This window comes from Paenibacillus sp. FSL E2-8871 (genome assembly GCF_038000345.1).
In the GTDB taxonomy this organism is placed as follows: domain Bacteria; phylum Bacillota; class Bacilli; order Paenibacillales; family Paenibacillaceae; genus Paenibacillus_AQ.
Genome location: NZ_JBBOBV010000001.1, coordinates 1987109 through 2007025 on the forward strand (window position 1 = coordinate 1987109; position 19917 = coordinate 2007025).

Sequence of the window (19917 nt, forward strand, 5' to 3'; positions counted from 1 at the left end):
AGTATGCTTATTGTAATTTCTGAATTCGGTCCCACTGGCTGACGATATCCGTAACGCGTACGCCGAAGTTTTCGTCGATAACTACGACTTCACCTTTGGCAATAAGCTTGTTGTTAACCAAAATATCTACAGGCTCACCGGCGAGCTTGTCCAGCTCAATGATCGAGCCTTGAGACATTTCTAAAATATCTTTAATCTGCTTCTGGGTCCTTCCTAATTCTACGGTTACTCTAAGCGGTATGTCCATCAATAAATTTAAATTGTTTTCATCAATATGACCAAAAGCTCCACCGTTAAGGTTAGCAAACTGTACAGGCTGTACATTTACATTGCGATTCGCTTCAGGACTAAGCGGTTGTGTCTGCCCATAAGGCATGCCTTGAGGTGGCATTCCGTAGGGTGGCATCCCTGGCATGCCATACGCCGGCATTCCTGCTGGAGGGTAATAATATCCGCCTTCTGGCATTCCTGGATAACCAGGCATCCCCTGCGGCGGGTATGGTGGAGGTGTTTCTCCTACGGGCTGTGAAGGCGCCTGTTGCACTGGAGGAGCTACAGGAGGCGTCTCTTGAGCTGGCTTAGCAGGAGTCTCTGTCGACGTAACTGCAGCCTCCTGCGCTGCAGGGCTAACATCACCCAGAAGCATCGTTACCATATCCTTAGCAAACTGGACAGGCAAGAGCTGCATAATAGTAGAGTCTATTAAATCTCCTATCTTAAGTCGAAACGAAATTCGAATTAAGGTTTCTTCATTGGGTAAACTGCCTACACCTTCACCACTGGACATGTTTAAAATGTCGATACCCGGAGGCGAAATATTAACAAATCGATTGAAGATCGTAGACATTGATGTGGCAGAAGAACCCATCATTTGGTTCATAGCTTCCTGCACAGCACTAATGTGTATTTCATTCAATTCTTCATCTTTAGGTTCGCCTTCCCCACCAAGCATTAAATCTGCGATGACCTGTGCATCCCTAATCTTAATAACAAGTGAGTTAATACCCTGAAATCCATCTACATATTCCACGTGTACAGCTACATGTGGTTTAGGAAAAGCCACTTCAAACTCCCCGCGTGTAATGATGGAAACTTGAGGGGTTGTAATATCAACCTTTTTCCCCAGTAAAGTGGAAAGAGCTGTCGCTGCACTACCAAATGTTATATTACCGATTTCACCCAAAGCATCCTGTTCAAACGGTGTTAAATAGTCATTTACCGTTTTCTCTGAAGGAGCCAATGAGCCTTCCGCAGATTGTCTCAGAAGGGCGTCGATTTCTTCTTGGGATAAATAATCTTTACTCGTCAAATTCTTCAACTCCTTCACTGACAATCTCGTCTATTTGCACGGCTACCCGGTCTTTCACCATTCCAGGACTTCCGATGAACTTAAGCTTCTCCCCTACCTTAATCGAGAGTCCAGTATCTACATTCCTATTTAGTGAGATCACGTCACCGACGCTAAGCCCAAGAAACTCAGATATAGATAAGCTCGATTCTCCAAGTTCAGCGACAATCGGCAGTTTCGCCTTATGAACTCTAGCTTTAATAGCTTCAAGTTCATCTGCATCCCGCGTCTTCTTCTCTGTTACAAACCATTGGTGAACAGATAATCTAGACATTATTGGTTCCAGAACGACGTGCGGAATGCACAGATTGATCATACCTGTTGTATCTCCAATTTTGGTGCTTAACGAGATCAATGCAATGGTCTCATTTGGCGATACAATTTGCATGAACTGTGGGTTCGTTTCGAGCGCTTCCATGCGCGGATGGATATCCAGCACAGTCTTCCAAGCCTCCTGCAAACTCTCAAAACATCTGCTGAAGATACGCTCCATAATCGTTGTTTCGATTTCAGTTAAAGCATTAATCTTAGATGGCGCAGTCCCAAAACCGCCCAGCAATCTGTCCAGCATAGCGAAAGCGATGTTTGGATGAACTTCCATTACCATTCGACCTTCTAAAGGTTCGGCTTCAAAAATGTTCAGTATTGTCATTTTCGGAATGGAACGAATGAATTCATCATAAGGGAGCTGCTCTACTTGAACGACATTAATCTGCACAAAGGTGCGTAATTGGGCTGAAAAGTACGTTGTAAGATAACGTGCGAAATTGTCATGAATCCTTGTAAGACTACGAATATGATCTTTAGAAAATCGAACAGCCCGTTTAAAGTCATAAGATCGGATCTTCTTCTGAGTTTCTTCCTTTTTAAGTTCATCGGCATCCATCTCACCTGAAGAAAGTGCAGCAAGTAGAGCATCTATTTCGTTTTGTGATAGTACATCAACCAATTCAATCACCCCCCTATCAAAGAATTATCATGCCTGAAGCTACATAGAAGCCAAAAGGTATTTGGTGACTTCGATCTGAGTGATTTTGCCTTCGGTCAATGTCTTATTGATCAGATTAACAAGCTTGCTGCTAAGCTGGTCTTTGCCATTTGCTCCATTAAGCTCCTCAGGTTTGGTATCTGCAAGCGTTTTGATAATAATCGGTTTGATTTTGATCTCTTTTATTTTTTCGAATGCTTCCTTTGATTTCGCAGAATTCAGTTGGAAGGCGAAATCTATTTGAACGATATAATCGGGATCAGCAAGATTTGTTTTGATATCTTTGATCTCTGCCGTTAATTCGACGATTTCATCTGCAGTTAAATACTTGGTTTCCACACTTTGAACCGCAGCATTTACATCATTCGAATCTTTCGGAAAGATCTTGTCCATTAATAAAAATGCGGCGATCACGATAAGTGTAATCGCAAGTAAGATCGTAAGTAACCATGGCAGCATCTTCTTCATGTTAGCTCCTCCATTGACTGGACTTTAATGGTGGCAGCATATGTGCCTATGTCCCTGTTATAATCCCGGATCTTCGTAATAACTTCATCAGCTTTTTCAAGCACGATCAGTCTTTTTCCGGTTACTAGCGTAATATATGTATCCGGGCTTTCTTCTACCATTTCTACCAGTAGGGCATTGATCCACATCGGTGTTCCATTTAATCTCGTTACCGATATCATAACAGGCCTCCTAACAAAAATAGGGGGAGGGGTACCTCCCCCACGACTCCGCGTTAATCTTTAAAAAGATATTTAATTATTGATAAAATTAACGCTTCAGGTTAACTACTTCCTGCAGCACTTCATCAGAAGTCGTAATGATACGGGAGTTCGCCTGGAATCCACGTTGCGATACGATCATTTCTGTAAATTCATTCGTAAGATCCACATTGGACATTTCGAGTTGACCAGAAATGATAGCGCCTGTTCCAGTTTCAGTATCATTTGCTACTGTAGGAACAAGCTCACCTTCTGCATTCGCATTAAGTGACATACGGTATAGATTGCCACCAATTTTCTCTAACCCAGATGGATTAGTAACCTTAGCTACACCGATCTTCACACCTGCTTCAGTCGTTCCATCCGACATGGTCTGAACAATCGTTCCATCATTGGAAATGGAGAATGCTGTTACATCATCACCCAGTTGAATGGGTCCACCATCGGAATCTAGCACATGAAGTCCGTCAGAAGTTACAAGATTACGTGCAGCATCTACATGAAAATCTCCTGCACGAGTCAAGAAAGGTGTTTCTTGATCTCCTGATAGCTTTACTAGGAAAAATCCATCTCCGTCAATGCGTAAATCTGTCGGGTTATTAGTAGTTTGAGCACTACCGGACAAATGGAGTGTATCGATAGAAGCGATACTTACGCCCAGTCCGATTTGTTTAGCATTCATACCACCTGCACCATCATCACTAGGAGCAGTTACACCAGAAACGGTTTGACTCATAATGTCCTTGAACATAACCCGTCCTGATTTAAAACCAATTGTATTGACATTGGCAATGTTATTACCGATTACATCAAGCTTAGTCTGAAAGCCTCTCATCCCCGAAACCCCTGAATACATAGATCTTAACATTTGTGTTGTCCTCCCAGATTATAGAGTCCTAATAACTTACTAAGTGAATGGGACCGCGTCAGTCGGTCAGCGGCCGCCTCGGCTTTCCGTTAGGACCAGCCGGTTATGAAATCACAATTGCACTATCAATTTGCGTAAATACGTTATCTTTAATCGAATTTCCATCCATAGCGGTTACAACCGTACGATTCGGGACACTTACGATAAATGCCAAGTCCTTCATTAATATCAAGGATTCTTTACTGCCTTTGGCAGCAGCTTTATCCACAGCAGAAGATATCTGATCCAGTTGTCTGCTTCCAAGTTCAATTCCTCTTTGTTCAAGACGCTTAGCAGCATGATTGCTGAATTTTAGTAGCTTCTGTTGCAGTACGCTCTCAAAGGAGGCTTCTCCAGTCACAGTCTGCTTCGGTATCGAAGATCGCTGTAACGTTGAGGAATGTAGGGACGACGCAGGATACAGTTGGCCTATGGTCAGCCTGTCACTCATATTGTCGCCTCGCTTCCTCCGTTATTCTCCGGAGTATTATTATCTGTACCAGAACCATTCTCTGTTGTTGCGGGATTCTGAATTTGTGTAATATCGGTTAAAGCAATTCTGTCTTTCCCCACAACCGCATATTGAATCCCCTTGCTGACAACGATTGATTCAACGTTCCCTGTCTTAGGTAGATTTGTGGCGGTATCCGTCCATGTGATATCTTTACCAATCAAGCCGGATACTGATCCAAGAGACTGATTCATTGATGTAAGCTGTGTAGAGATATTCATCAGCTGCTCAACAGATGTAAACTGTGCCATTTGAGCAATAAATTCTTTATCTTGCATCGGCTGCATCGGATCTTGATTCTGCAGCTGGGTGATCAATATCTTCAAAAACTGATCCTTACCCAATACAGAATTCCCTGTTGTTTTAGTAGATTCAGGAGTTGTATAATTCCACTGGTCTTTGGTAGAAACAGGAGGAGTTGTTGTTGTCGTCATAACCGTTCACCTCTCTTTCACTTGTGATAAGTTTAAGCTTTGGCAGAGAAGGAGTTCCCTTGATTATCATCTTCTTGCCCTGCGTTTGAAACCCAATCTTTCCATTCACCATTTAGCTCTGCGGCAAGAATGGCATCATTAGCTTCCTCACGACTTTCTTTGGAGCGTCTTCCCTGCTGACCACTTCCAGAACCAGGTTGGCGTCCTTCTTGACCCCACCCTGAATTGAGGGGGGTATTATTTTGTGTGACTTCCAATTTTTCTACTTGGAGGCCTTGAGACTGCAATGCTGCTCGAAGCTGGTTCATCTGCTGTTCCAACATATCCTTTGCTCCGGAATGTTCAGTCATAAACTGTGCAACCAGATGGCCGTTTTGCATAGTAATCTTAACATCTACTTGTCCGAGATTTTCTGGAAAGAGTGATATCGTAGCCTCAGCTACTCCGCCTTTTTGCACAATCTCCAATTTACCTGTAATAAAACCGGTCATTTCCTGTGCAAACTGATGAACGGGTACAGGAGCTACTGGAACCTCAGCCTTCAATGGAGCAGTAATTCCTCCTCGAAGAGCTAGTTGACCAGCAGTTACAACCTCATGATCTCCTTCTATGATAGTAGTTCCTGATGTGGAATCTTGAGCTGATTCTGCCTGCTTTGTTTCTCCAGTTGCACTGCTTTTAATCAATGGAGCGGTAAGCTCTGCTTCAGGATCTTGAACAGCTCCTGAGGTCACAGGGGAAGTTAGGACTGCTTCATTCTTAATTGCAGTCGCTTCTCCAGCACGGTTACTAAGGTTTTGAATGGTCTTGTCCGTCGTATTACCATTGCTTTCAGTCACTATAGGTTGTTGTACAGATACACCAGAATTTTCATTTAAACTGGAGTTCTTTCCCTTCCCCTTAATAGTGTTAGCGGAGGACTGTTCTAGTATTGCTGTAAAATTATTTAACAGGCTTATTCCTTTACTAGCAGCTTCTTCGTTCCCACTGACAGCAGCTTCCTGAATCATAGTAACTAAACTTTGCAAATCATCTTGAACAGCAAATCGCAGTGTATCCGCATGCTGAGCTAACGGCGACAAGCTTCCTGCCGACTCCGTATCAGATGTAGCATCACCTTCAGTCGCTTGACTTCCTGATAGAAGAGCTGATACCTGAAGAAGCCAAGCTTGCAAAGCTACCAGCACAGCAGGATCGCTATTGATTCTTTCATCCAGATTTTCAACATCAGCAGTTAGCTTCTCGATAAGATCAGAATTCTGCGTATCTTGTTCCCCTTGATCTTCTCCAGTTGTCTGCACTTCCTTTAAAAGACCTTGCAATAAAGAGGCTAGATTTCCTAGAAGCGGATCAGTAGGTACCGATGTGGTGTTAGCTGTGTTTCCTCCCATAGTTTGCACTAAAGTCTGCGCGAAAGGTACAGCAGCTGTTGTGCCAGTAGAAGTCGATGAGCTACCACTTGCGGCTGTAGCATTTGCGCTCACAAGCGATTGAACCACTAAACTCATATTATTTTTCACCTCCTTTCACTATTTTATTTAGCACCCATCAAACGGTTAACAATCTTCGCGGTTTGCGCACTATCATTTTTAGTCATTTCCCCCAAAATCGAAGAACGAACACTATCACTAACGGTATTCATAATCGTTACTACTTTATCAGGGCTAATCTTATACATTTCTCCTAGTAGAGAAGCTGCATTGGCAGGCGTCATTGAACTAAAGGTTTGGTTCAACTTTTCCTTATCCAGATTTGTACTAGTTTTAGTCGTTTGAGTAGTGCCAGCTTCTTTTTTCAATCTAGATTGAAGAGCAGCAATTGCCATATCACCCGAAGAGGTAGTTTCTTTCAACTTAATCGTCACATCTGCCGCTTTTTGAGGATCCATTTTTTCCAGAATCGCAGTTTTACTCGCTTTATTCATTACGCTGAATATCTGCACCATCTCTTCTGTAGTCAAATTCTCCATAATCGGTGCAGCTTTGGAAGCTTTCATGCCCGCGTACAGCTTCGCCAGATCAGTAACCTGCTTCTGATAAGGGTCTTCTGTTTCCTCCGTGTTTATTTCAGCAGCTGCAGCAGCTTCCGTCTTCATTCCCTCAATTTGCGACTCTAGCGCCTGAACTTTGGTATCCTGGGCTGTTTTTTCATCTGTGACCTTCTTCAACTCATCTGCCTGCTGGGCAAGCTGAGCTTTGAGCTCCTTAATCGTTGAGTTTGAGCTCACTTCCTGCTTTTTGCTTTCTTCCTTCGGTTTAGAAGGATCTGTTGGCGGATCAGGAACCCATTTTTCCAGAATCGGAATTTTATTCGCAACTTCAAGCACGTTATTACGAATGTCCATATTAAAAAGCGTCAACAGTACTCCAAGCAGTACTAGCGTGAAGATAATCGGTATCATTAGAAATAAGAACCGCTCAAATTTCCCCGCTGACCCTTCATTTTCAAGTTCCATGTCATTATCAATTTTAGCCACTAGCGGAAACCTCCCGGGTTAGAGGGATTTCATCGCGAAGCGGACGGTTGCCATCTCATCCAGTTCGTTTTGTTCCCGTAAAATCATACTTTGCTGAAACTGTGTCTCAGCCTTATCTTTTGCCTTTAACCACACTTTTTCATCTAATACCTTTGTGCTTAACTGATCTTGCTTCTTCAAGACTTCCTGATGTGCACTTCTAATGTCCGTATGTTTACGGGCAATGCATATATCCAGGTATTCTACATATTCTTGCATTTCACGAATCTTCGCCATAGGTGCCTTTTGTTCTGCGGCATTTTGTAAAGATAACATAATAGCGCTCCGCTGAAAGGTGAGTTCATCCAGGCTTCTTTCTTGTGCCTGCAATTCTCCAAGCGCGCTTGAGAGCATCCATTCTGCCTGTGTCTTCTCATTGCCCTTCAAGTCAACGACTTTTTGAAAAGTATAATGAAATCTCATGATACTGAATCAACTCCTCGAGAAGTGTGAAATTAAAGACTGTTGAACTTCAGCCAGCGTAACTTTTTCATTCACTCTTTGTTTGGTGAATTCCCATATACTGTCTATATACTCCATCGACTCATCGATTTGAGCATTGGAGCCTCTCTGATACGCTCCGATATTAATTAAATCCTCTGAATCCTTGTACACGGCCATTAGTCGCTTAACATTCTCTGCAGCGGCGATCTGTTCTTCTGGCGCAATATCCTTCATTACACGACTAATGCTGGAAAGCACATCTATTGCTGGAAAATGTCCTTTGTTCGCAATACTTCGGTTAAGGACGATATGTCCATCGAGTATTCCTCTCACTGCATCAGCGATCGGCTCATTCATGTCATCACCATCAACCAATACAGTGTAAAAAGCTGTGATAGAGCCTGTAGGACCAGTTCCAGCGCGTTCTAGTAGTTTAGGTAAGCTTGCAAATACAGATGGTGTGTAACCTCTCATAGCTGGTGGTTCTCCGACTGCAAGTCCAACTTCACGTTGAGCCATAGCATAACGAGTGACCGAATCCATCATCAGCATCACATTAAGTCCACGATCCCGAAAATACTCAGCAATCGTAGTAGCAATAAGTGCTCCCTTAATTCGAATTAATGCAGGCTGATCAGATGTAGCGACAATAACGACTGACCTCTGCAAACCCTCAGGTCCCAAATCGCGTTCGATGAAATCCAGTACTTCCCTGCCACGTTCCCCAATCAGAGCGATAACATTAACATCTGCTGATGTATTACGTGCAATCATTCCCATGAGCGTACTTTTGCCGACCCCTGAACCAGCGAAAATCCCCACCCGCTGACCTTTACCAATTGTTAGCAAACCATCTATCGCTCTTACACCGATGCTAATAGGTTCTTGCACTCGTGGTCTATTGAGTGGATTGGACGGAATGTTAAAGGTCGAACTATGTGGCATTCGAGCTGGGATCAGGGAACCATCAAGCGGTTGCCCTAGACCATCCAGTACCTTACCCAGCAATTCTGAACCCACCTGAACACTAAGCGGCTTGCCTGTTCCCACTACATCACAACCAGGTCCAATGGCCTGCAGTTCTCCAAGTGGCATTAATAGCACCTTGTTGTCACGGAAACCAACGACTTCAGCTTGCAGCGGCTTATTTCCTTTAGAAGGATAGATATAGCACACATCACCAATGCTAGCATCAGGTCCTTCCGATTCAACCATAAGACCGATAACCTGCGTCACTTTCCCATTGATCCTCACCGGATCGAGATTACGAAGTTGCTCCTTATAACGGTTACTATCAAGCATCTTCTTCCCCATTTCTCTGCTCATCGGTGTCCAGCGCGATTCTAACCAGCTCTTTCTTGATTTCTGCAAGCTGAGTATCAATTCGGGCATCTATGCTGCCAAAGGAGGAGCGGATTACACAACCTTGATCTTTCACAGTCGAGTCAGGCAAGATCTGTAGTTCAGCCTGCGAGTCAACCGCTAATGACAATTCTTCCCTTGCTGCGTTTACGAAAGCGAACTGCGCAGGTGATACACACAGTGAAATCAGCCCCTGCTCACGTTTACGAGCTAGATTCTTCCGAATCAAATCCATTGCAAACTGCGGTTCAACCGTTAACTGTCTATCCACAATTTTCTCCGCAATATCACAGCTTAGCTCAACCAAGAAAGGTTCAGCTTCCTGAATAATGACATCCCTTGCCTTATAGGCTTCAGTTAAAACAGCACGCGCTTCATCCATCATCGCTGCAATTTTGAGCTTCATCTCTTGCTCAGCTTGAGAAACACCTTCTTGATACCCTAGCTGATAAGCCTCGGCTTTGACGGCCTCGACCAGATGTTCATCCTGCTCACGCCGCTCTTTCCACCACTCTTCAGCCTCCGCTTTTGAGGATTCAACAATCTGTTCCGCTTCAAGAGAGGCATTCCGTACTTGCTCTTCAGCAAATTCTTGGGCGTCTTTAAGCATTTGCTTACGTGCCACTTCAGCCTCTTCACGAGCGGGATCATGATAGTGAGTCTCGCTTACAGTCTCCTCTGGAACGGGCTCCTCAGTTAGGCCCGCATAATGCCGGGCCTGCTCCAATCTTTTCAGTACATCAACTGGAACATACTGAGAATGCTTAATCAGCTTAGACAATGATGTCATCTCCTCCGCCACGAGCGATGATAATTTCTCCAGACTCTTCGAGTCTGCGGATCGTACCTACAATACGCGTTTGCGCTTCTTCTACATCACGCAACCGCACAGGACCCATGTACTCCATTTCTTCTCGGAATGTCTCTGCCATACGTTTGGACATATTCCGGAAAATAACATCTCGTACTTCTTCGCTTGCAACCTTAAGGGCAAGCTGCAGGTCCGCATTATCAATATCACGAATAATACGCTGAATCGAACGGTTATCCACATTGACAATATCCTCGAATACGAACATCCGCTTCTTGATTTCCTCGGCGAGCTCTGGATCTTGAATTTCGAGAGAATCCAGAATTGTGCGCTCTGTCCCACGGTCAACACCATTCAAGATTTGTACGATTGATTCGATACCGCCAGCATTTGTATAATCCTGAGTTACTGTAGCAGAAAGCTTCTGCTCCAGCACTCGTTCAATTTGTGTAATGACCTCCGGAGAGGTGCTGTCCATTACAGCAATTCTTCTAGCCACCTCCGCCTGCTTCTCTTGAGGTAATGAGGAGAGAATAGCTGCGGCTTGTTCGAATTGTAGATAAGACAATACAAGTGCGATAGTCTGGACATTCTCATTCTGAATAAAGTTCAAAATCTGGTTTGGATCAGCTTTGCGTGCAAAATCGAAAGGTCTTACCTGCAAAGTCGCAGTCAGACGGTTAATGACCTCCATTGCTTTTGCGGAACCAAGTGCTTTCTCCAGAATCTCTTTGGCGTAGTTAATACCGCCTTGTGATATATATTCCTGGGCGAGGCATATCTGATGGAACTCAGACATGATCGACTCTTTTTCACTGCTGTCCACTTTACGGACATTGGCAATTTCAAGAGTTAATTGTTCAATCTCCTCGTCTCTTAAATGTTTGAATATTTGCGCCGATACCTCGGGCCCTAGTGTGATAAGCAGGATCGCGGCCTTTTGACGGCCACTAAGCCCCTGCTGACTAGCCTTTGCCATTAGTTCACCTCTGTTCGTCTGCAAGCCATGTACGCAGCAGATTTACGAATTCGTCTGGCTTTTTCTTGGCCAAACTTTCCAATTGCTTACGAACTTGACTGTCATTCGTCACACTTTCCAAATTAATAGATGGAAATTCGGTAGGAACCTGCAATGGAATGTCTTCATCTTCCTCTTCCACAGTCTTCTTACGACTCCGATAGATTAGATATCCTCCACCTGCTCCAACCAGCAATGCAGCTGCTCCGATAGCCCATAACATCCATGTAGCAAGACCACCTGGTGTTGTATTAGCAGCGGTTCCGCCAAATTGTTGAGAATACACCGAAACCTTTTTGGTTAAATCAGCGTCTGTATATGTAGTACCTGAATCTGCGAGCGAAGCACGAACAATATTTACCAAAATATTTTGAATTGCTGCTGATGTAGCAGCGTCCAAAGTATTTTGTCCTGTAGGTGGTTCAACTGCAACATTTATGGTTAAATCTTTAACAGTAAAGGGACTTGCGATAACATCCTTTGTAATTCGGTTTACTTCATAGTTCCTCGTTTCAGAAGATTCTTCCGAAGTAGAAGTATCCGTACCGGCTTGTGAAGGATAGCCCGCTACATCTTGTGAACCAGTGCCTGCCACTCCGCCAGTTGTATTTCCTTGACCCGAATACGAATTACTAATGATTTGTGAACTGATCTCAATCCCCTTCATGCTCTCTGTATCCACAGGGGTTACGAGATTTTCCTTCCGGTTTTCCTTGTCAAAGTTCAGCTTCGAAAATACAAGAACATCAACTTTATCTGGACCCGTAAGAGTGCTAAGGAATTGTTTCACATCTTTCTTTACTTCTTCTTCGAATTTCTTCTGAAGAGCGAAGTTCTCTTCGACTTGGCTGGAAACTCCAGCTTGTCCACCTTTGGCCGTAGGCATTAACTCGACTTCATTATTAGCAATCGTAATGTTATCGACTGGTAGATTTGGAACAGCCGTCTTTACAAGGTTAAAGTACCCATCAATATTATCTTGAGTGGGTCTGAATCCCGGATTAAATGAAAGCACAACGGATGCAGACGCTTGCTCTTGGTCAGCCTGGGAAGCAAAAACTGTTTCTTTAGGCAGATTAATCAGCACTTTAGCATCCTTAATTCCTTGCATACGTCTCATTAACTGTTCTACTTCACCGTTTAATGCATTATTATACTTCACATTAAACTCACTATCTGTCGTCCCTATCATTGACGAATTTTCATTAAAGACCTTATAACCGATAGAACCCCCCTGAACAATCCCCTGAGAACCGATATCCACCTTTATTCGAGCCGCTTCTGTGCTTGGCACGGAGATGCTCTTTCCATCTTGGCTTAATCGGTATGAAACACCTGCTGTATCCAAGTAGTTCATTACTCCAGCTGAATCTGTGCTGTCCAAATCTTGAAACGCTACTTCATATTCTGTCTTTGAAAGCTGCATGGTTAATACTACGATTATTATTAGAATGATAAACAATGTAGAAAAGAATAAAATCTTCTGTTTACCACTAAATCTGTTCCAATACAGGGTCACCTTCTCCCGATATTGGGCAAATCTTTCATTCACAGTGTCACCCCATCCGGAACTAAGCTAGGAATTAATTAAATTTGAGTTCTCATAATTTCTTGATAGGCTTCTATCACTTTGTTCCGGACTTGTGTAGTCAACTGCAAACTCAGTAAAGCCTGTTGGGAAGAAATCATCACCTCGTCTATGTTCACTTCTCCCAATACAAATTTATTACTCATATCCTTCGCTTGTTGTTCCTGATCTGCTACTTTAGTGAGTGCATTCTCAAGATAAGAACCAAAGCTCTCCATGGCATTAGCAGGAGTGGATGAAACTTCGGTAGATGTTGGTTTCATGGCAAGCTGCTGTACAGCTTGAACCCCATTAGTGATATTCTGTATCAACTGTTTCCCTCCTAAAAGTTTTGTAAGCATATGCTTCCTAGATTCACTTCGTACAAAACTCACTTTGGAAGCGTTCCTTGTGTTAATTACGTTTAGCGCCCAATTTCGAGTGCTTTACTTACCATAGCTTTAGATGCATTCAGCATCGTGACATTGGCTTCATAAGAACGTGATGCAGATAACATATCTACCATTTCTTTGGTAATATCTACGTTTGGCATATAGACATAACCTTCGGCATCCGCATCAGGATGGCTTGGGTTGTAAACTGGCTTTAACGGTGAAGTATCTTCTATAATGGACTGCACCTTTACACCTTCACTACTACTACCGTTCAATTTCGAATTTAGTATATTCGAGAACTTATTGCTTTCGGTAGCTTCCATAACAACAAGCTTTCGACGGTAAGGAACGGCTTTGCCATCAACCACCGATGCTCTTGTAGTTTCCGCATTGGCCACGTTGGAGGAAATCACGTCCATCCGCAATCGTTGAGCTGTTAATGCTGATGCACTTATCCCAAAACTACTTCCAAAGTTCATGCAATCTTATCCTCCTTGAATTACAGCTCGCATCATCGAAATTTGACTGTTGATCTGCTCGACATAAGAACTATACCTGAGTTGGTTCTCAGCACTTAACGCCATTTCTCGTTCTACATCCACATTGTTGTCGTTATTATTCATCGAGGTAGTTTCATCCGTACTAACGACAGCTGCTGGTACAATTCTATTGGTACCAAATTGAAAATGTCGGGAGTCCGTTACCTTCGCGTTAAGTGTAGATTTTATTCCACTTTCTTGTTGCTGAAGGAAACTTTCGAATGAAACATCAGAACGTTTGAAATTTGGCGTATCTTCGTTAGCCACATTATTCGCTAGAACATTTTGTCGTTTGTAGGCAGCATCAATGCCTCCCTGCAATCGTTGAAAACTGACACTATTCAGCAATCCCAAGATAATTCCTCCTTTCAAAGCTATCATAATGAATTAAATTCCACAACTTCTCTTAAAAAACCTGCTTGATTTCGACAAAAAAAGTATAAAAATCCTCTAATTATCCATTTTCACGTCGAACCTTGTCGCAAAGTATAACTTATTAGTATTTTTGCATACATTGATTTTCATTTAATTTGTATATTATTACAATAAGAAATAAGCCCTATCTTTTTAGAAAAGACAGGGCTTTTGACACTTTATTGCTATTTTATTCCTTTTTTAACTCAGAATTTTCTTTTTAATTGCATGTTTTTACATTTATTTACCTTTTATTGACACCGAATTGTAATTTTCTAATTCGTTATGCCCAAATTCAAATATATAAGATTTGTTGCATTAAAGAATATACTGACTTAGATCACGATCCTGTGCAATACTTGCCAATTTCTCACGCACATACTCTGGTGTAATAACCATAGTGTCCAGCGTCAGCTCAGGTGCTTCAAAAGAAAGATCCTCCAATAACTTCTCCAAAATCGTATGAAGACGCCGAGCACCTATGTTCTCCATATTTTGATTCACTGAAGCAGCTATTTTGGCAATTTCATAAATAGCATCTTTCTGGAACTCCACTTCAATGTCCTCGGTTTTTAACAAATTAACATATTGTTTCGTCAAAGCGTTCTCTGGCTCTGTTAAGATGGAAACAAAATCCTCCAGTGTCAGACTGCTTAGTTCTACGCGAATCGGAAAACGCCCCTGAAGCTCTGGAATTAGATCAGAAGGTTTAGCAACATGAAATGCCCCGGCAGCCATGAAGAGCACGTAGTCCGTCTTCACAGGACCGTATTTTGTCATGATTGTAGAACCCTCTACAATTGGAAGGATATCTCTTTGCACACCTTCACGTGATACATCAGGGCCCGAACCCTTACCTTGACTTGCAACCTTATCAATCTCATCGATAAAAATAATACCCGATTGTTCAGCGCGTGTCACAGATTCCTGAATGACATCATCCATATCAATCAGTTTGGTTGCTTCATCCTGAATTAGCACTTTACGAGCCTCACGGATAGGAAGCTTGCGCTTCTTCGTCCGCTTCGGAAGCAAGCTACCAAACATTTCTTGTATATTCATCCCCATCTGGTCGTTCCCTTGCCCTGCAAACATATCCAGCATAGATGGCGCTGTATCCTCAACATCTATTTCAATGATATCTTCTTCCAATTGACCAGCTAGCAGCTTAAATCTAACCCCGCGACGGCGTTCGCTTAAGCTTCCATCTGGTTCGGAATCTTCTTTAGAATCCTCTTGTGAAGAGTTCCCGCCAAAAATCATCTCAAAAGGATTCTTCTGAGATTTATTTTTTGAAGACGAAGGCACTAAAATAGAGACAATCCGCTCATTAGCCAGTTCTTCTGCACGGTCCTTCACCTTTTCCGTACGCTCTAGCTTCACCATACGAATAGAGGTCTCAACTAAATCACGCACCATAGACTCCACATCTCGCCCTACATAACCCACCTCAGTGAATTTGGTTGCCTCCACTTTGATAAACGGAGCATTAACGAGCTTAGCTAGACGCCGAGCAATCTCAGTTTTCCCTACACCTGTAGGTCCGATCATCAAGATGTTCTTAGGAACAACTTCATCACGCAGTTCCTCAGCCAGCAGACTGCGCCGATAACGATTACGAAGGGCAACAGCTACCGATTTCTTAGCTTGTTTCTGACCTACAATATATTTATCTAATTCAGCTACGATTTGACGGGGTGTTAGCGATTGATTCACCATCGTGAATTCCTCCTTGTCTCTATGGCACTGAGCCTATAATTGCTCAACAATAATATTGGAGTTAGTATACACACATATTTCTGATGCAATCTGAAGAGCTTCACGAGCGATATCCGCAGCAGCAAGATTTGGAGCATGACGTTTGAGCGCGCGACCGGAAGCAAGTGCAAAGTTACCACCGGAACCAATAGCGAGTACATCATCATCTGGCTCGATAATTTCACCATTTCCGGAGATCAAGAGCATTCCTTCCTTGTCCATCACAATCATCAATGCCTCAAGTTTTCGAAGAATACGATCTTGACGCCAGTCTTTCGCCAATTCTACGGCTGCCCGTTGCAGGTTTCCATGATGCTCCTCCAACTTGCCTTCGAATTTTTCGAACAAAGTGATAGCATCGGCCACAGATCCTGCAAACCCTGCTATTACTTGTCCTCTGTATAAGCGACGAACTTTTCTGGCCGTCGTCTTCATAATTACACTCTCTCCGAATGTAACCTGACCATCACCTGCTATAGCTGCCTGTCCGTTATGTCTTACAGCACAAATTGTAGTCGCATGAAAGCTGGGTACCATGATTGTAGTTACCTCCTTAAGATGGGCTTTGTTCAAAAATAAGAAGTATACGTTTCACGTTATACATTATCCTTATATTTCTCGCTTAAACGCTAACGCTTATCAACCTTATAAGGAAGCCGAAGACGCTTATTCTTGGTTATCGATAGCCTCCGGCTCTTTATAAGCAAGGCCCGTACGATTGGCGTACTCGGCAAGACTGTCTAGTGCACGATGCGCTAACATTTCATTCTTTTCTTTCTTATTACGGATTTTCTTCTCCACCTTCGGCAGAAGACCAAAATTGGCATTCATAGGCTGAAAATGCTCCGGATCAGCGGAAGTGATATAAGCAGGCATACTACCAAGCACCGTGTCTTGTGGGAAGATCAGTCCTTCTTGACCAAGTGCGGCTCTAGCAGCGTTAATGCCGGCAATCAGACCCGAAGCTGCAGATTCCACATAACCTTCCACGCCAGTCATCTGTCCAGCAAAGTACAGCCTTTCTTTACCCTTCATTTGATAAGTAGGATGCAAGAGTTTAGGAGAATTAATAAAGGTATTTCTGTGCATTACCCCATACCGAACGTATTCAGCGTTCTCAAGGCCTGGAATCAGCGAGAATACCCGCTTCTGTTCGCCCCATTTCAAGTGCGTTTGAAAGCCCACCAGATTGTAAAGCGTTCCAGCAGCGTTATCCTGACGAAGCTGCACTACCGCGTAAGGTAGCTTACCTGTGTGCGGATTGATAAGCCCAACAGGCTTCATTGGACCAAACAATGCAGTTTGCTTACCGCGCTTCATCATGATTTCGATAGGCATACAGCCCTCAAAGTATATCTCTTTCTCAAAATCCTTGAGTGCCGCCGTCTCTGCAGAAATCAACGCGTCATAAAACACGTCAAACTCTTCTTCAGTCATAGGACAGTTCAGATATGCTGCTTCCCCTTTGTCATAACGGGAAGCCAGATACACTTTATTCATATCAATAGTGTCCTTCTCAACAATCGGTGCTGCAGCATCATAAAAATAGAAATACTCTTCACCTAATAGACCCTTAATTTCAGCAGATAATGCAGGGGAAGTTAGTGGACCCGTTGCAATAACAACAATCCCTTCCTCCGGTATATGCGTAAGTTCTTCATTTATGACTTCCACGAGCGGATGATTATGCAATGTACTCGTAATTTCTCCCGAGAAACCATCCCGATCCACGGCAAGTGCACCGCCAGCAGGTACAGCGTGGCGATCAGCCGCACCTAATACAAGAGAGTTTAAACGTCGCATTTCTTCCTTTAATACACCCACCGCATTGCCTAAACCATTTGCACGCAAGGAGTTGCTGCACACTAGTTCTGCGAATTGATTGGTGTGGTGTGCTGGCGTCTTCACCACTGGTCTCATTTCATACAATCTTACCGGTACGCCTTGAGAGGCTATTTGCCAGGCCGCTTCACTTCCTGCGAGACCTGCTCCAATTACTGTTACCTTTGCTGTATCTGTCACTGTCTTATTTCCTCCTGTAGAGACTATTATTCTGCTAACTCTTCTTCGTTGTCTAAAACTGCCTCTGTATGGTCACAAGACGTACATTGCAGTTTGGTGCCTTGCTTATTGCGTTTCTCAATCATCCAAGCCCCGCAAGATGGACATGGTTTAGTGGATGGTCTATCCCAAGAGACGAAATCACACCCAGGATATTGATCGCAGCCATAGAAGACACGCCCTTTTTTGCTACGACGCTCTACAACTTTTCCTTCATTACATTTAGGGCAAATTACACCAATATCTTTGATAATCGGCTTCGTATTTCGGCAATCTGGAAAGCCAGAACATGCTAGGAACTTCCCAAAGCGTCCTAATTTATATACAAGTGGTTTACCACATTTCTCGCAGATCTCATCAGAGACTTCATCTTCAATCTCAATTTCTTTCATTTCTTCTTCGGCAAACACTAAGCGCTTCTCGAAAGACTCGTAAAATTCAGCAAGAACCTTCACCCAATCTTCTGAGCCTTCTTCCACATGGTCAAGATCGCCTTCCATATTAGCCGTAAACTCTACGTTCAATATTTCTGGGAAAAATTGTTCCATCTGCTCGATGACAAGTTCTCCAAGCTCTGTAGGCATAAATTTTTTCTCTTCAATCGCTACATAACCACGCTTCTGAATCGTTTCAAGCGTTGGTGCATACGTACTTGGGCGTCCTATCCCTAATTCCTCAAGTGTCTTTACAAGCCTTGCTTCTGTATATCGCGGTGGTGGCTGTGTAAAATGCTGCTTCGGCTCGATCTCTTGCTTATTTAAAGCATCTCCCGCTTCAAGAGGCGGTAAATACTTATCTTCATCTGTAGTTCCATCATCGTTACCTTCCACGTAAACCTTCATGAACCCTGGGAATGAAACCTTCGAACCCACCGCTCTGAATGTGGCTGTACCTGCTTCTATATCAACCGAGAGTGTATCAAGAAGAGCCGAAGCCATTTGACTGGATACGAACCGCTCCCACACCAGCTTGTAAAGACGGAATTGATCCCGGCTTAAGAACTCTTTGACCATTTCCGGTTCACGAAGTGCTGAAGTTGGTCGGATCGCTTCATGCGCTTCTTGCGCTCCAGCCGCTTTCTTTGAATACTGGCGAGGGGCTTCAGGTAAGAACTTTTCACCATACTTAGCAGTAATCAGCTCTTTAGCTTCATCCTGTGCAGTGACAGATAAACGTGTCGAGTCCGTACGCATATAGGTGATCAAACCTACGGTTCCCTCTTTGCCTAGTTCTACACCTTCGTATAATTGCTGGGCAACAGACATTGTCTTAGCTGCACGGAATCCAAGCTTACGAGCTGCTTCCTGTTGAAGGGAACTTGTTGTAAAAGGAGCCGAAGGATGCCGTTGTCTTTCCTTCTCCTTCACATTACTTACCTTAAAAGCTGCGTTCTTGATTGCCTCAAGGACCTCTTGAACATCGCTTTCCTGATTAAGTTCCTTCTTCACACCATTCAGCTTATGAAACTTAGCTTCAAAGACAGAATCTCGAATCCCAAGTTTAGCTGTAATACTCCAATATTCAGTAGGTACAAAAGCGGAGATTTCATTCTCACGATCCATTATGATCTTTACAGCTACAGATTGAACACGTCCAGCAGATAACCCTTTTTTGACTTTCTTCCATAATAGAGGGCTAATCTTGTAACCTACTAGCCGATCCAGTATACGTCTTGCCTGCTGTGCATTCACAAGATCCATGTTAATCTTGCGTGGCGTCTTAAAAGCATCCTTCACCGCTTGTTTGGTGATCTCATTAAATACAACTCGGCATTCCTGTGTATTATCTAAATCCAGGGCATGTGCCAAGTGCCAAGCAATCGCTTCTCCTTCGCGATCGGGGTCAGCTGCGAGATAGACTTTTTTCACTTTTTTACTAGCGTCTTTCAATTCCTTCAATATAGAACCTTTACCACGAATCGTAATATATTTGGGATTGAAATCATTCTCCACCTCAACACCAATTTGACTCTTCGGTAGATCTCTGATGTGTCCCATAGATGCCTTTACAATATACTTACTACCTAGATATTTGCCAATTGTCTTCGCTTTCGCGGGCGATTCGACAATAACCAATGCATCTGCCATAGACTCTTCCTCCTCGTTAACACTCGTACC

Annotated in this window: 21 protein-coding genes; all 21 read right to left on the reverse strand. The window is 43.3% G+C overall.

What is annotated here, in order from left to right:
- Positions 1–7: 7 nt before the first annotated feature.
- Positions 8–1309: a flagellar motor switch phosphatase FliY gene (fliY, locus tag NYE25_RS09150; RefSeq protein WP_076119559.1), complete on the reverse strand. Its 1302-nt coding sequence runs from the start codon at positions 1307–1309 to the stop codon at positions 8–10.
- The gene (gene fliM, locus NYE25_RS09155) at positions 1299–2297 is read right to left on the reverse strand and encodes a flagellar motor switch protein FliM (RefSeq protein WP_076119558.1); all 999 of its coding nucleotides are present in this window, start codon (positions 2295–2297) and stop codon (positions 1299–1301) included. Before fliM ends, fliY begins: the two co-directional genes overlap by 11 nt.
- Before the next feature lie 39 nt (positions 2298–2336).
- Positions 2337–2804 carry a flagellar basal body-associated FliL family protein gene (locus tag NYE25_RS09160; RefSeq protein ID WP_042189445.1) on the reverse strand — a complete coding sequence of 156 codons (468 nt, stop codon included), beginning with the start codon at positions 2802–2804 and terminating at the stop codon, positions 2337–2339.
- Positions 2801–3025, reverse strand: a complete 225-nt coding sequence (locus NYE25_RS09165; protein ID WP_042128923.1) for a flagellar FlbD family protein — start codon at positions 3023–3025, stop codon at positions 2801–2803. Before NYE25_RS09165 ends, NYE25_RS09160 begins: the two co-directional genes overlap by 4 nt.
- A gap of 88 nt (positions 3026–3113) precedes the next feature.
- Entirely contained in the window at positions 3114–3932 is an 819-nt protein-coding gene (gene flgG / locus NYE25_RS09170; RefSeq protein ID WP_341053178.1) for a flagellar basal body rod protein FlgG, read from the reverse strand.
- A 103-nt stretch (positions 3933–4035) separates the two neighbouring features.
- The gene (locus NYE25_RS09175) at positions 4036–4422 is read right to left on the reverse strand and encodes a TIGR02530 family flagellar biosynthesis protein (RefSeq protein WP_341053176.1); all 387 of its coding nucleotides are present in this window, start codon (positions 4420–4422) and stop codon (positions 4036–4038) included.
- The gene (locus tag NYE25_RS09180) at positions 4419–4916 is read right to left on the reverse strand and encodes a flagellar hook capping FlgD N-terminal domain-containing protein (RefSeq protein WP_341053175.1); all 498 of its coding nucleotides are present in this window, start codon (positions 4914–4916) and stop codon (positions 4419–4421) included. Before NYE25_RS09180 ends, NYE25_RS09175 begins: the two co-directional genes overlap by 4 nt.
- Positions 4917–4948: 32 nt before the next feature.
- Positions 4949–6424 (reverse strand): flagellar hook-length control protein FliK, encoded by a 1476-nt coding sequence (locus tag NYE25_RS09185; RefSeq protein ID WP_341145745.1) that lies wholly within the window; start codon positions 6422–6424, stop codon positions 4949–4951.
- Between the two features lie 26 nt (positions 6425–6450).
- A complete protein-coding gene (locus tag NYE25_RS09190) occupies positions 6451–7392 on the reverse strand; it encodes a MotE family protein (protein ID WP_305953480.1) in 942 nt (313 codons plus the stop codon).
- A gap of 18 nt (positions 7393–7410) precedes the next feature.
- Positions 7411–7854: a flagellar export protein FliJ gene (fliJ, locus tag NYE25_RS09195; RefSeq protein WP_076285416.1), complete on the reverse strand. Its 444-nt coding sequence runs from the start codon at positions 7852–7854 to the stop codon at positions 7411–7413.
- A gap of 9 nt (positions 7855–7863) precedes the next feature.
- Positions 7864–9189 carry a flagellar protein export ATPase FliI gene (fliI, locus tag NYE25_RS09200; protein ID WP_042128931.1) on the reverse strand — a complete coding sequence of 442 codons (1326 nt, stop codon included), beginning with the start codon at positions 9187–9189 and terminating at the stop codon, positions 7864–7866.
- Complete coding sequence (locus tag NYE25_RS09205) at positions 9170–10018, reverse strand: FliH/SctL family protein (protein WP_042189449.1); 849 nt, start codon at positions 10016–10018, stop codon at positions 9170–9172. The genes fliI and NYE25_RS09205 overlap by 20 nt, the downstream gene beginning before the upstream one ends.
- The gene (fliG, locus tag NYE25_RS09210) at positions 10011–11027 is read right to left on the reverse strand and encodes a flagellar motor switch protein FliG (protein WP_042128934.1); all 1017 of its coding nucleotides are present in this window, start codon (positions 11025–11027) and stop codon (positions 10011–10013) included. Before fliG ends, NYE25_RS09205 begins: the two co-directional genes overlap by 8 nt.
- A 4-nt stretch (positions 11028–11031) precedes the next feature.
- Positions 11032–12618, reverse strand: coding sequence for a flagellar basal-body MS-ring/collar protein FliF (gene fliF / locus NYE25_RS09215; RefSeq protein ID WP_341053173.1), 1587 nt, complete (start codon positions 12616–12618; stop codon positions 11032–11034).
- A gap of 35 nt (positions 12619–12653) precedes the next feature.
- On the reverse strand, positions 12654–12965 hold the full coding sequence (gene fliE, locus NYE25_RS09220) for a flagellar hook-basal body complex protein FliE (protein WP_042189451.1): 312 nt from the start codon (positions 12963–12965) through the stop codon (positions 12654–12656).
- Between the two features lie 92 nt (positions 12966–13057).
- A complete protein-coding gene (gene flgC, locus NYE25_RS09225; RefSeq protein ID WP_042189452.1) occupies positions 13058–13507 on the reverse strand; it encodes a flagellar basal body rod protein FlgC in 450 nt (149 codons plus the stop codon).
- Between the two features lie 6 nt (positions 13508–13513).
- Positions 13514–13921 carry a flagellar basal body rod protein FlgB gene (gene flgB, locus NYE25_RS09230; protein WP_341053171.1) on the reverse strand — a complete coding sequence of 136 codons (408 nt, stop codon included), beginning with the start codon at positions 13919–13921 and terminating at the stop codon, positions 13514–13516.
- Positions 13922–14299: 378 nt separating this feature from the next.
- Positions 14300–15700 (reverse strand): ATP-dependent protease ATPase subunit HslU, encoded by a 1401-nt coding sequence (hslU, locus tag NYE25_RS09235; RefSeq protein WP_341145746.1) that lies wholly within the window; start codon positions 15698–15700, stop codon positions 14300–14302.
- Positions 15701–15733: 33 nt separating this feature from the next.
- Complete coding sequence (hslV, locus tag NYE25_RS09240) at positions 15734–16276, reverse strand: ATP-dependent protease subunit HslV (RefSeq protein WP_042189455.1); 543 nt, start codon at positions 16274–16276, stop codon at positions 15734–15736.
- A 129-nt stretch (positions 16277–16405) separates the two neighbouring features.
- Entirely contained in the window at positions 16406–17788 is a 1383-nt protein-coding gene (gene trmFO / locus NYE25_RS09245) for an FADH(2)-oxidizing methylenetetrahydrofolate--tRNA-(uracil(54)-C(5))-methyltransferase TrmFO (RefSeq protein ID WP_341147708.1), read from the reverse strand.
- On the reverse strand, positions 17788–19887 hold the full coding sequence (gene topA, locus NYE25_RS09250; RefSeq protein WP_341145747.1) for a type I DNA topoisomerase: 2100 nt from the start codon (positions 19885–19887) through the stop codon (positions 17788–17790). The genes trmFO and topA overlap by 1 nt, the downstream gene beginning before the upstream one ends.
- Positions 19888–19917: the final 30 nt, after the last annotated feature.

Excerpts from the sequence above, each read along its gene's own strand:
- NYE25_RS09160 (WP_042189445.1), bottom strand. The coding sequence starts at position 2,804 with ATGAAGAAGATGCTGCCATGGTTACTTACGATCTTACTTGCGATTACA.
- NYE25_RS09165 (WP_042128923.1), bottom strand. The coding sequence starts at position 3,025 with ATGATATCGGTAACGAGATTAAATGGAACACCGATGTGGATCAATGCC.
- flgG (WP_341053178.1), bottom strand. The coding sequence starts at position 3,932 with ATGTTAAGATCTATGTATTCAGGGGTTTCGGGGATGAGAGGCTTTCAG.
- NYE25_RS09175 (WP_341053176.1), bottom strand. The coding sequence starts at position 4,422 with ATGAGTGACAGGCTGACCATAGGCCAACTGTATCCTGCGTCGTCCCTA.
- NYE25_RS09180 (WP_341053175.1), bottom strand. The coding sequence starts at position 4,916 with ATGACGACAACAACAACTCCTCCTGTTTCTACCAAAGACCAGTGGAAT.
- NYE25_RS09185 (WP_341145745.1), bottom strand. The coding sequence starts at position 6,424 with ATGAGTTTAGTGGTTCAATCGCTTGTGAGCGCAAATGCTACAGCCGCA.
- fliJ (WP_076285416.1), bottom strand. The coding sequence starts at position 7,854 with ATGAGATTTCATTATACTTTTCAAAAAGTCGTTGACTTGAAGGGCAAT.
- fliI (WP_042128931.1), bottom strand. The coding sequence starts at position 9,189 with ATGGGGAAGAAGATGCTTGATAGTAACCGTTATAAGGAGCAACTTCGT.
- fliG (WP_042128934.1), bottom strand. The coding sequence starts at position 11,027 with ATGGCAAAGGCTAGTCAGCAGGGGCTTAGTGGCCGTCAAAAGGCCGCG.
- flgC (WP_042189452.1), bottom strand. The coding sequence starts at position 13,507 with ATGAACTTTGGAAGTAGTTTTGGGATAAGTGCATCAGCATTAACAGCT.
- hslU (WP_341145746.1), bottom strand. The coding sequence starts at position 15,700 with ATGGTGAATCAATCGCTAACACCCCGTCAAATCGTAGCTGAATTAGAT.
- hslV (WP_042189455.1), bottom strand. The coding sequence starts at position 16,276 with ATGGTACCCAGCTTTCATGCGACTACAATTTGTGCTGTAAGACATAAC.
- topA (WP_341145747.1), bottom strand. The coding sequence starts at position 19,887 with ATGGCAGATGCATTGGTTATTGTCGAATCGCCCGCGAAAGCGAAGACA.